Source organism: Paraburkholderia sp. BL9I2N2 (assembly GCF_004339745.1).
GTDB lineage: Bacteria > Pseudomonadota > Gammaproteobacteria > Burkholderiales > Burkholderiaceae > Paraburkholderia.
Genome location: NZ_SMGP01000001.1, coordinates 47,045 through 58,439, shown reverse-complemented (window position 1 = coordinate 58,439; position 11,395 = coordinate 47,045). Strand labels below are relative to the sequence as shown.

Here is an 11,395-nt window from a genome sequence, read left to right as displayed (position 1 = left end):
TATTTTTTTCGCTGCCTGAAATGCTTGCGGCGCCATGCTCGGAGAGCGGACGCCGCTGACTTATTCACCCAGTTGTGCACTTGGTTATTCACATGGTTATGCACAGCACAACACAAGATATAGTGCAAAACTGGATTTGTGGCACCAAGTATAGTGGAGAATCGAGACAGGTCAAATCGTTTTATTTGCTTTCGAAGTCTTGACTTTTGCTTGGCGCGGCGCGCAGCCGACTCCCCGGAGAACAAGGCGGCGCCTTGTTCTCCTCGCATCACGCGAAGTTGCGCGAAGGGTCGTTACGGCGTTTTGGAAAACTTGAGATAGGGGAAATACTGAGCGTCGAGCGACGTGTCGCGCTGCAGACGCGACCACTCGAAATGCGGCCCCGGATCGGTCTTGCGACCGGGGGCGATGTCAGAGTGACCGGCGAGCGCCGCGACCGGATAGCGGGCCTTGAGCGCGCTCACGAGGGCGCCGAGCGTGCGGTATTGAGCTGCTTCGAAAGGCGTAGTGTCGCTCCCCTCCAGCTCGATGCCGATCGAGAAATCATTGCAGCGCTCGCGACCAAAAAAATTCGACGGCCCGGCGTGCCACGCGCGCTCGTTGCACGACACGAACTGCTCGAGCGCGCCGTCGCGATGAATCACGAAATGCGCCGACACCCGCACGCCGCGCAGGTGCGAATCGTAGTACGGGTGAGCGTCGCAATCGAGCGTATTGAGGAACAAGTCGGCGATCGCGGTGCCGCCGAATTCGTTGGGCGGCAGGCTGATGTTGTGAACCACGATCAGGGTCGGCACGGCCCCGTCGGGCCGCGCTTCGAAATTCGGCGATGGCAGTTTGCGTGCGGCGGCGACCCAACCGTCGGTATCGACGGTGAACTCGACGCTCATCGAGCGTCGCGGCCCGCGGGTCGCGCGCCGTGACGCTGCGCGTGCGCGGCGCTGCAGAACGGCTGCCCCGCCACCACCACGGAATCGCTCTTCGGCGCGTGCACGCCGCACTCGACGCAACGGATCATCGGCTCGGCGAGTTGCGCCGGCGCGGCAGCACGCGCGCCGCCGTTCGGACCATTCGCGCCTTTGGCACCCGCGGCGCCGTTCGCGCCGCTGCGTTGGGACGTCTGCGCGTCATGACGACGCAGCGCCTTCACCAGCCACTGGCCGACGATGAACAACAGGATCAGCAGAAATATTTGTCGCATGGGACACGCTCACACTACAGCACGGTGCAACAGCACCTCGAAAACAAAACGGCTGCCGACGTACGCCAGCAACAACGCGACGAACGACGCCAGCACCCAGCGCAATGCCGCACGGCCGCGCCAGCCGGAAACCTTGCGCGCGGTCAGCAGCGCACCGAACATCACCCAGGAAAGAATCGCGAACACGGTTTTGTGATCGAGCCGCAACGCGCGGTCGACCAGTTGCTCGCTGAACAGAATGCCCGACACCAGCGTCAACGTCAGCAGGACAAAACCCGCGCCGATCAGACGGAACAGCAGCTTCTCCAGCGTGAGGAGCGGCGGCAGCGTATCGAGCCAGCTCGACAGCCAGCCGTTGCCCGCCGCAGCCGCGTGCCGCTGCGCCATGCCGCCCCGCATGGCATGCAGACGCCGCTCGACCAGCAGCATCAGAATGGCGTGCAGCGCCGCGATCGCAAACAGACCATAGGCGATGTTGGCGATCAGGAAGTGCAGCTTGAACATCGGCGCGGCCGAATACGGCAGCACGCGCACGCCGTTGAACGCGAGCGGCAACAGCGAGGCGACGCAGGCGAGCGGCAGGACCAGCAGACGCAAGCCGTCGAGCGGAAAGAAAAAGCTCTCGATCCAGTAGATGCCGGCGCCGAGCCAGAACATGGCCGACAGCGCGAACGCGAAACCGAACACCATCGCGTTCTGCGGGAAGATGGTGGTATGCAGCAGCACGCCGTGGGCGAGCAGCGCCACGAACAGCAGCGCGCGGCCCGACGCGCTCATACCCGAAGCGGCCGATGGGGCCGACACGGGCGCCGCTGCGGCGGGCACCGGCGGCACGCTTTCGAGCATGGGACGCATGGCGGCGTGCCGGTGCGAGCGCCAGCCGGCCACGGCTAAACCGCCGTAGAGGAGCGCAGTGAGGGCATACAGTACAATATCCATATTCGAAGTTTACACTAGGCCCCTACTCCGCGACGTCTTCCGCTTCGCGCGCTGCCCGGGCCGCACTGTTCATCGCTCCCCATGCTCGACAATCTGACTCAACGGATGGCGCGCGTCGTCAAGACGCTGCGCGGCGAAGCCCGGCTCACCGAGGCGAACACCCAGGAAATGCTGCGCGAGGTGCGCCTTGCGCTGCTCGAGGCCGACGTGGCGCTGCCCGTCGTGCGCGAGTTCATCGCCAAGGTGAAGGAAAAGGCGCTCGGCGAGGAAGTCATCAGCAGCCTCTCGCCGGGTCAGGCGCTGGTCGGCGTGGTGCAGCGCGAGCTGACCGCGATCATCGGCGGCGACTACGAGGGCAAGGCGGTCGAACTGAACCTCGCGGTCACGCCGCCGGCCGTCATCCTGATGGCGGGTCTGCAGGGCGCGGGTAAGACGACCACCGTCGGTAAGCTCGCCAAGCTGCTGCGCGAGAAGTACAAGAAGAAAGTACTGACCGTCTCGTGCGACGTCTACCGCCCCGCCGCTATCGCGCAGTTGAAGACGGTGACCGAGCAGGTCGGCGCGGATTTCTTCCCGTCGGAGCCGGATCAGAAGCCGGTCGACATCGCGCGCGCCGCCGTGGATTGGGCCAAGCGCCACTATCACGACGTGCTGCTGGTCGACACGGCCGGCCGTCTCGGTATCGACGAAGCGATGATGCAGGAAATCACCGCGCTGCATAACACGCTGAAGCCGGCGGAAACGCTGTTCGTCGTCGACGCGATGCTCGGCCAGGACGCGGTCAACACCGCCAAGGCCTTTAGCGACGCGCTGCCGCTCACCGGCGTGGTCCTCACCAAGCTCGACGGCGACTCGCGCGGTGGCGCGGCGCTCTCCGTGCGCCATGTCACGGGCAAGCCGATCAAGTTCGTCGGCGTCGCGGAAAAGCTCGACGGCCTCGAAGTCTTCTACCCGGATCGCATGGCGAACCGGATTCTCGGCATGGGCGACATTCTCGCCCTCGTCGAAGAAGCGCAACGCGGCGTGGACGTTCAAGCCGCTCAGAAGCTCGCCGACAAGGTCAAGAAAGGCGGCGACTTCGATCTAAACGATTTCCGCGCACAGTTGACGCAAATGAAGGGCATGGGCGGCCTGTCGTCGCTGATGGACAAACTGCCCGCGCAATTCCAGCAGGCCGCCGCCGGCGCTGACATGAGCCAGGCCGAAAAGCAGATGCGCCGCATGGAAGGCATCATCAATTCCATGACGCCGCTGGAGCGTGCCAAGCCCGATCTCATCAAGGCCACGCGCAAGCGCCGCATTGCCGCGGGCGCGGGCGTGCAGGTGCAGGAAGTCAACCGCATGCTGAATCAGTACGACCAGATGCGCACCATGATGAAAAAGCTCAAGGGCGGCAATCTGCAGAAGATGATGCGCGGCATGAAGGGTATGTTGCCCGGCATGCGCTAAGCTTTAGCAAGACGGCGGCGCGCGCGTTCCGACCTGGACCACGGAACGCGCGGCTGACTCCGGATTCGTGCGGGTTTATTCTGTACCGCGCGCCGCCGATCTCACCCACACTATGTATACAGTTACCGCCCGTCAGACGTCATGAACCGCGAAGAAGCTCTCCACATTTTTAGCCACTCCGAAGAAATCGTTTCGGCCGACGACGTCAATGCGTCGATCAGCGGCATGGCGGCCGCCATCCGCGACGAGATGAGCGAGGACTTCCCGCTCGTGCTGTCGGTCATGGGCGGCGCGGCGGTGTTCACCGGCATGCTGTTGCCGCACCTCGATTTCCCGCTCGAGTTCGACTACATCCACCTGACCCGCTACCGCAACACCACCAAGGGCGGCAACGAGATGCAGTGGCGCGTGGCGCCGGCGGAGTCGGTGAAGGATCGCGTCGTACTGGTGCTCGACGACATTCTCGACGAAGGCGAGACGATGGCCGCGATCCGCGACCGCATTCTCGCGATGGGCGCGAAGCGCTTCCTGAGCGCGGTGCTGTGCGAGAAGATCATTCCGAAGGCCAAGCCGCTGCGTCCGGATTATTGCGGCTTCGAAGTGCCGGACCGCTATGTGTTCGGTTGCGGCATGGATGCAAAGGGTTACTGGCGCAACCTCCCCACGATTCGCGCGCTGACTGAAGGCGCCTGATCTTCTTAGAGGCGGCCGCCTACGGGCGGTGAATCGATATAGAAAAAGCGGCCCACGGGCCGCTTTTTTTGCGCTGTACTGTGCGAGGCTGAGCGCTCCGGCGGCTCCTGCATCACAGTTGATGCACGAACGACCGGATACCGCCAAGCATCATCTCCACCGAAATCGCCACCAGCACGAGGCCCATCAGCCGTTCGAAGGCCATCATGGCGCGCTCGCCGAGCCACGCCTGGATGCGCTCCGCCAGCATCAGCACGATCGCGCAGACGATCATCGTGACGGTCAGCGCACCGATCCACTCGAACATCTTGCCGGGCGCCTGCGACGTCAGCAGCATCACGGTGGCCAACGCCGACGGACCCGCCAGTGCCGGTATGGCGAGCGGCACGATCAGCGGTTCGCCGCCGCGCGTGTCGCCGCCCAACGGGCCGTCCGGATGCGGAAACACCATTCTGAGCGCGATGAGGAACAGCACGATCCCGCCGCCGATACGCAACGACTGGTCGGTCAGACTCATCATGCGCAGAAAACCGTCGCCGACCACCATGAAGGTCAGCAGGATCATGAAGGCGATCGCCACCTCACGGAGAATGACGATCGTGCGCCGCTTCGGCGACACACCGCGCAGACAACTGACGAAGAGCGGGATGTTGCCGAGCGGATCGGTGATCAGAATCAGCAGGATGGTCGCGGAGGCGAAGGTGTACTCCACCGTGCGCTCCGCCTAGCGCACCAACGCTGCGCGAACTTTCCCGATCACCGTTTGCGCGGCGTCTTCGACCGGCAGCAGCGTCGCTTCAGCGTCGCGGCGGCCCTGGTATTCGAGCTTGCCTTCCTTGAGGCCACGGTCGCCGATCACGAGGCGATGCGGCACGCCGATCAGCTCCCAGTCGGCGAACATCACGCCGGGGCGTTCGCCGCGATCGTCGAGGATCACGTCGACGCCCGCTTCGACCAATGTCGCGTACAGCTTGTCGGCTTCTGCGCGCACGGCTTCGCTGCGGTCATAGCCCATCGGGCACAGCACGACTTCGAACGGCGCAATCGATTCCGGCCAGATGATGCCCTTGTCGTCGAAATTCTGTTCGATCGCGGCGCCCAGGATACGCGTCACGCCGATACCGTAGCAGCCCATTTCCATCGGCCGCGGCTTGCCGGTTTCGTCGAGGCAGGTCGCGTTCATCGCTTCGGAATACTTGGTGCCGAGCTGGAACACGTGACCCACCTCAATACCGCGGCAGATGTCGATCACGCCCTTGCCGTCCGGCGACGGATCGCCCTTCTTCACGTTGCGAATGTCGGCGACGACCGGTTCCGGCAGATCGCGGCCCCAGTTCACACCGGTGGTGTGGTAGTCCACCTCGTTCGAGCCGACCACGAAGTCGCTCATGTTCGCGACCGTGCGATCCGCGACGACCTTGATCGGCTTCTTCGTGTCGATCGGGCCGAGGTAACCCGGCGGCGTACCGAAGGTTTCGATGATTTCAGCCTCGGTCGCCATGCGGAAGTCGGCCAGACCCGGCAGCTTGCTCGCCTTGATCTCGTTCAGATCGTGGTCGCCGCGCAGCATCAGCAGCCAGATGGTCGGCTCGGCGCCTTCGTTTTCGGTCGCAAGGATGATCGACTTGATCGTGCGCTCGAGCGGAATGTTCAACAGCTCGGCCACCGCTTCGCACTTCGCCTTGCCCGGCGTGGGCGTCTTCTTCATCTCTTCGGCCGGCGCCGCGCGTTCCGCGTAAAGCGGCAGCGCTTCGGCCGCTTCGACGTTCGCGGCGAACTCGGAGGTCGGGCAATAGGCGATCGCGTCTTCACCCGTCTCGGCGATCACGTGGAATTCGTGCGAACCGCTGCCGCCGATCGAACCGTTGTCCGCCGCCACCGCGCGGAAGTCCAGACCGAGGCGCGTGAAGATGCGCACGTACGCGTCGTACATGTTGCGATACGACTCGCGCAGGCCGTCCATGTCCTTGTCGAACGAGTACGCGTCTTTCATGATGAACTCGCGGCCGCGCATCACGCCGAAACGCGGACGGATCTCGTCGCGGAACTTGGTCTGAATCTGGTAGAAGTTCACCGGCAACTGGCGATAGCTCTTGATCTGATTGCGCGCGATGTCCGTCACCACTTCTTCGTGGGTCGGTCCGATGACGAAATCGGACTGCTTGCGATCCTTGAAGCGCAGCAGTTCGGGGCCGTACTTCTCCCAGCGGCCCGACTCCTGCCACAGCTCGGCCGGCTGCACCGCCGGCATCAACAGCTCGATCGCGCCTGCCCGGTTCATTTCTTCGCGCACGATGGCTTCCACCTTGCGGATCGAACGCAGGCCGACCGGCAGGTAGTTATAGATACCGCCGGCAACACGCCGGATCATGCCGGCGCGCACCATAAGCTTGTGGCTGACGATCTCTGCGTCGGCGGGAGCTTCTTTGAGGGTACCGATAAAGAAACGGGAAGCTTTCATTCAGATTATCCAAAAGCGGCGGCTCCGGAGGGACCGCCCGAAAGGTGAAAACGGTGGGGAAATCGACACAGATCCGGCTCTGAGCCGGCACGGCTCACCTGCCAATGCCACTGACACCGGCACATCGCAGCCGACCGCGGCGCCGAAGCCGCCGCGCAAAGCCTTTGCACAAGGGATAAGGCACGGAAAGACTGACAGGCTACCGCAAACGCGGGCCTTTGGCGGCGAATCGTTCCAATCTGGTGCGAATCGGTGCGTCAGGCCCGTTATCTGTTTATAATCAAAGCAATTTTAAAGGATTCGAAGGTGGTTGTATGCTGGATCGTGAAGGCTTTCGCCCGAACGTCGGCATCATCCTCTTGAACGCGCACAACGAGGTGTTTTGGGGCAAACGGCTCCGTGAACATTCCTGGCAGTTTCCGCAAGGGGGCATCAAGTACGGAGAGACCCCCGTGCAAGCGATGTATCGGGAGTTACACGAAGAAACCGGGCTGCTTCCTGAGCACGTCAAGGTGATCGGTCGCACGCGCGACTGGTTGCGTTACGAGGTGCCTGACAAGTTCATCAAGCGCGAAGTACGCGGTCATTACCGCGGCCAGAAACAAATCTGGTTTTTGCTCCGGATGGTTGGACGCGACTGCGACATCTGCTTGCGCGCCACCGACCACCCTGAGTTCGATGCGTGGCGCTGGAACGAGTACTGGGTGCCGCTCGACTGTGTGATCGAGTTCAAGCGGGATGTATATCAGTTGGCGCTGACGGAGCTATCCCGTTTCATGCGCCGGGCTGCGCCGCGTGCGGAAAAACCTGGCGGGCACCATGGGCCGCGTTATCCCCGGATAGCGTCGTCAATGGAAAGTCCGCCGGATTCCACGGTAATGACGGTGACTTCTGTGACCACCGTCAGCATCGAAACATCGGTTCACGCAACGATCGTGTCCGATTGCGGTCCGGGCTCCGGGTCAACGGCAGAAGTAGGCGCCGCGCCGGAGCACGAAGACGAATCGGAACGCGAAACGGCCGGCTCGCTGTTCCGCCCGGGCGTGCGCAATTAACAACTCTGTGCGGCTGTCCACGCCGCCTCTCTCTGACGCGGCTCGTCGAGCCGCGTCAGTGTTTCGAGGAAATCATATTGAAAGCACTTGCTCTCGTCGTGGCGTGCGTCGCCACCGGCGCCCTGCTGGCTGGCTGTTCAAGCGCCAGCAAACCTACCAATAAAGACGACAGCGCGTTTACGTACCTGCTGGACCGGCAGAGCAATTGGGTGGAGAACAAGGTGGACGCTTTGCCGCCGCTGCCGCAAGACTCGAATCTCCTGCCTTTCGAAGTCTCCGGCAATACGCCGCTGCAGTTCGCGGTCGACCGGAATTCGCTAACCGTCGGTACGGACGGAGTGGTTCGCTTTACGGTCGTCGTGGCAAGCCCGAGCGGCGCTCGTAACGTAATCTACGAAGGGATTCGCTGCGACACGTATGAATGGCGCCAGTATGCGGGCCTGAATTCTGATCACGACGGCTGGGACACGACGGTCGCGAACAACTTCACGCGCATCGAGAACGGCGCCCTGAACGCCTATCAGGCGGCGCTGTATCAGGATTATCTGTGCGCGAACAAGATGCCCATGGGTAACGCGGCTTCGATTCTGGAGAATATTCGGTACAAACGCACCGCGAGTTCGTTGATCCACTGAGGCGCTTTGGTGGGCGCGTTTTGAATGGGGGCGCGTTGCGTTGCAGACTTGAAAAAGCCGGTCCAGCTTACGCTGGAACGGCTTTTTTTGTATGCCCGCACCGTGCCCGTGCGCCAGCGCCGGTCAGTGACTCAGATCAGCACCAGGTTGTCGCGGTGAATCAACTCCGGCTCCAGCATATAGCCGAGCACCGATTCGATTTCACCGCTCGGGCGCCGCTGGATCAGCTTGGTTTCGGCGCTGCTGTAGTTCGTGAGGCCGCGCGCCACTTCGCGCCCCGCGGCGCTAAGACAAGCAATCACTTCACCGCGCGCAAATGCGCCCTGCACGCCGACAATACCGATAGGCAGCAAGCTCTTGCCGCCATCGGTCAGCTTTTCGACTGCGCCGTCGTCGATCACCACGTGGCCACGCACTTGCAGATGATCCGCCATCCATTGCTTGCGCGCCGCCATCCGCGCCGTGCGCGCGATCAACTGCGTGCCGATCGCCTCGCCCGACGCCAGCCGCGACAACACATCCGCTTCGCGCCCGCTTGCGATCACCGTATTCGCGCCGCTGTGCGCCGCGCGCTTGGCGGCGAGAATCTTGGTCAGCATGCCGCCGCGACCCAGACTCGAACCGGCGCCGCCCGCCATGGCTTCGAGCTCCGGCGCGCCGGCATCGGCCTGCTGGACCAGCGTGGCAGCCGGATCCTTGCGTGGGTCGGCGGTAAAAAGCCCTTGCTGATCGGTGAGAATGACGAGCGCATCGCCTTCGATCAGGTTTGCGACGAGCGCGCCCAGCGTGTCGTTGTCGCCGAATTTGATTTCGTCGGTGACGACCGTGTCGTTCTCGTTGATGATCGGCACCACGCCCAGGCGCAGAAGGGTGAGCAGCGTGGAGCGCGCGTTCAGATAGCGTTCGCGGTCCGCCAGGTCGGCGTGGGTCAGCAGAATCTGCGCGGTCTGGATGGAATGCTCGGCAAAGCGGCTTTCGTAGACCTGCGCGAGCCCCATCTGGCCGACGGCCGCGGCCGCTTGCAGTTCGTCGATCTCACGTGGCCGTTTGGTCCAGCCGAGCCGTTGCATTCCCTCGGCAATGGCGCCCGAACTGACGAGCACCACTTCCTTGCCTTGCGCGCGCAAGGCGGCAATCTGCGCGGCCCAGCGGCCGATAGCAGCATGATCGAGGCCGCGCCCGTCATTCGTGACGAGGCTCGAACCGACTTTCACTACCAATCGCCGTGAATCTGCGATGACGGAACGCATTGTGCGCAATCTCCAAGATGACGCGTGATGCATGCCGGCAGCCCGTTTGGGCGCCGGCGCTCGAGCTTTTTATGCCTGCGGGTCGATGCCGGCGTCGTCCGCGGCGGCCGGAGCTTCCGGCTTTTCGCGGAAACGCACGTCCGCAGCGAGATCTTCAGCCTCGGCCGCGCGCTGCGCGTCCGAATGCGCGGCGATGTGGTCGAACACAGCGTAGCAAAGGTTTTCACAGCCCTGACCGGTCAGCGCCGAGATTTCGAACACCGGACCGTCCCAGCCGAAGCCTTCGAGGAATGCCGAGACGCGCGCTTCGCGCTCGTCTTCGGGCACCATGTCCAGCTTGTTCAGCACGAGCCAGCGTGGCTTTTCATACAGCAGTTCGTCGTACTTGCGCAATTCGTTGACGATCGCCTTGGCTTCCGCGACCGGATCGACCGCGTCGTCGAACGGTGCGAGGTCGACGATATGCAGCAACAAGCCCGTGCGCTGCAAATGCCGCAGGAACTGATGGCCAAGGCCCGCGCCTTCCGCCGCGCCTTCGATCAGGCCCGGAATGTCCGCGATCACGAAGCTGCGGCTCGGCCCGACGCGCACCACGCCGAGATTCGGCGCGAGCGTCGTGAACGGATAGTCGGCGATCTTCGGCTTCGCGTTCGACACCGACGCGATGAAGGTCGACTTGCCGGCGTTCGGCATGCCGAGCAGACCGACGTCCGCCAGCACCTTCAGTTCGAGGCGCACCATGCGGCGCTCGCCCGGCTTGCCGTCGGTCTTCTGACGCGGCGCGCGGTTCGTACTGGACTTGAAATGCAGGTTACCGAGACCGCCCGCGCCGCCCTGAGCGATCTGCACGCTCTGGTTGTGCTCGGTCAGATCGGCGATCAACTCGCCGGTCTCCATGTCGGTGATGGTGGTGCCGACCGGCATGCGCAACGTGATGTCGTCGCCGCCCTTGCCGTAGCAGTCCGCGCCGCGGCCGTTTTCGCCGTTGCGCGCCAGGTGTTTTTTCGCGTAGCGGTAGTCGATCAGCGTGTTGATGTTGCGGTCCGCGACCGCGATCACGCTGCCGCCCCGGCCGCCGTCGCCGCCATCCGGGCCGCCGAACGGAACGAATTTCTCGCGGCGCATCGACGCGCTGCCATCCCCTCCGTCGCCGGCGATGACTTCAATCCTCGCTTCGTCAATGAACTTCATGCGTAACTCCGTCCCGTGGTGTACTGCCAGATGGTGCTGCTAGATTTGATGCTACTGGATGATGCTATTTTGCCGCGCCCGCCGCGCGCTGATCAATCGACTGAACGGCATAGGCGTGCCGGGCGTGAGCGGAACATTCACGCCCATTCGTCCGGCGAAAACCGCCGGAATAAAAAAAGCCCCGCTAACTTCGCGGGGCCTTTTTCCGGTCCTGAAGCCCGTGCCTGAGTAAACTCAGACTGCTGCCGGGACGACGTTGACCATGTGCTTCTTCGCTGCGCCCTTCGTCGAGAAATTGACGTGGCCGTCCGTCAGCGCGAACAAGGTGTGATCCTTGCCGATACCGACGTTTTCGCCCGGGTGCATACGCGTGCCGCGTTGGCGAACGATGATGCCGCCAGCGTTGATAGCCTGGCCGCCATAAACCTTCACGCCGAGGCGCTTCGATTCAGAGTCGCGGCCGTTGCGGGATGATCCGCCTGCCTTTTTGTGTGCCATTTGATTTGCTCCTTAACCGGCGC

At 63.2% G+C, this 11,395-nt stretch carries 12 protein-coding genes; 4 read left to right on the top strand and 8 right to left on the bottom strand.

Annotation, left to right across the window (positions count from 1 at the left end):
• Window positions 1–293: 293 nt before the first annotated feature.
• From ampD to ccsA, 3 genes are read right to left on the bottom strand one after another with little or no spacing between them, the layout of a single operon-like run.
• A complete protein-coding gene (gene ampD, locus B0G74_RS00275; protein WP_132372980.1) occupies window positions 294–890 on the bottom strand; it encodes a 1,6-anhydro-N-acetylmuramyl-L-alanine amidase AmpD in 597 nt (198 codons plus the stop codon).
• A complete protein-coding gene (locus B0G74_RS00270; RefSeq protein ID WP_132372978.1) occupies window positions 887–1,201 on the bottom strand; it encodes a PP0621 family protein in 315 nt (104 codons plus the stop codon). Before B0G74_RS00270 ends, ampD begins: the two co-directional genes overlap by 4 nt.
• 9 nt (window positions 1,202–1,210) lie before the next feature.
• Window positions 1,211–2,140 carry a cytochrome c biogenesis protein CcsA gene (gene ccsA, locus B0G74_RS00265; protein ID WP_132372976.1) on the bottom strand — a complete coding sequence of 310 codons (930 nt, stop codon included), beginning with the start codon at window positions 2,138–2,140 and terminating at the stop codon, window positions 1,211–1,213.
• Between the two features lie 81 nt (window positions 2,141–2,221).
• Here ccsA and ffh point away from each other — a divergent pair, with 81 nt between their 5' ends.
• Together ffh and B0G74_RS00255 are read left to right on the top strand one after the other, a co-directional pair.
• A complete protein-coding gene (ffh, locus tag B0G74_RS00260) occupies window positions 2,222–3,589 on the top strand; it encodes a signal recognition particle protein (protein ID WP_132372974.1) in 1,368 nt (455 codons plus the stop codon).
• Between the two features lie 141 nt (window positions 3,590–3,730).
• On the top strand, window positions 3,731–4,282 hold the full coding sequence (locus tag B0G74_RS00255) for a hypoxanthine-guanine phosphoribosyltransferase (protein ID WP_007180337.1): 552 nt from the start codon (window positions 3,731–3,733) through the stop codon (window positions 4,280–4,282).
• Window positions 4,283–4,394: 112 nt separating this feature from the next.
• On the opposite strand, the gene B0G74_RS00250 is transcribed toward B0G74_RS00255, so the two are convergent.
• Together B0G74_RS00250 and B0G74_RS00245 are read right to left on the bottom strand one after the other, a co-directional pair.
• Window positions 4,395–4,994, bottom strand: coding sequence for a MarC family protein (locus B0G74_RS00250; protein ID WP_132372972.1), 600 nt, complete (start codon window positions 4,992–4,994; stop codon window positions 4,395–4,397).
• 12 nt (window positions 4,995–5,006) lie between these two features.
• Complete coding sequence (locus tag B0G74_RS00245) at window positions 5,007–6,743, bottom strand: proline--tRNA ligase (RefSeq protein ID WP_132372970.1); 1,737 nt, start codon at window positions 6,741–6,743, stop codon at window positions 5,007–5,009.
• A gap of 314 nt (window positions 6,744–7,057) precedes the next feature.
• On the opposite strand from B0G74_RS00245, the gene B0G74_RS00240 reads away from it, so the two are divergent.
• Window positions 7,058–7,798: an RNA pyrophosphohydrolase gene (locus tag B0G74_RS00240; protein WP_132372968.1), complete on the top strand. Its 741-nt coding sequence runs from the start codon at window positions 7,058–7,060 to the stop codon at window positions 7,796–7,798.
• A 77-nt stretch (window positions 7,799–7,875) separates the two neighbouring features.
• On the top strand, window positions 7,876–8,433 hold the full coding sequence (locus B0G74_RS00235; protein ID WP_132372966.1) for a CNP1-like family protein: 558 nt from the start codon (window positions 7,876–7,878) through the stop codon (window positions 8,431–8,433).
• 131 nt (window positions 8,434–8,564) lie between these two features.
• Here the strand turns inward: B0G74_RS00235 and proB are convergent, their stop codons facing one another.
• The 3 genes from proB to rpmA form a co-directional block, all read right to left on the bottom strand.
• Window positions 8,565–9,683, bottom strand: a complete 1,119-nt coding sequence (gene proB, locus B0G74_RS00230) for a glutamate 5-kinase (RefSeq protein WP_132372964.1) — start codon at window positions 9,681–9,683, stop codon at window positions 8,565–8,567.
• A gap of 69 nt (window positions 9,684–9,752) precedes the next feature.
• Window positions 9,753–10,874 carry an Obg family GTPase CgtA gene (cgtA, locus tag B0G74_RS00225; protein ID WP_132372962.1) on the bottom strand — a complete coding sequence of 374 codons (1,122 nt, stop codon included), beginning with the start codon at window positions 10,872–10,874 and terminating at the stop codon, window positions 9,753–9,755.
• Between the two features lie 234 nt (window positions 10,875–11,108).
• On the bottom strand, window positions 11,109–11,372 hold the full coding sequence (gene rpmA / locus B0G74_RS00220) for a 50S ribosomal protein L27 (RefSeq protein ID WP_007180330.1): 264 nt from the start codon (window positions 11,370–11,372) through the stop codon (window positions 11,109–11,111).
• Window positions 11,373–11,395 lie beyond the last annotated feature (23 nt).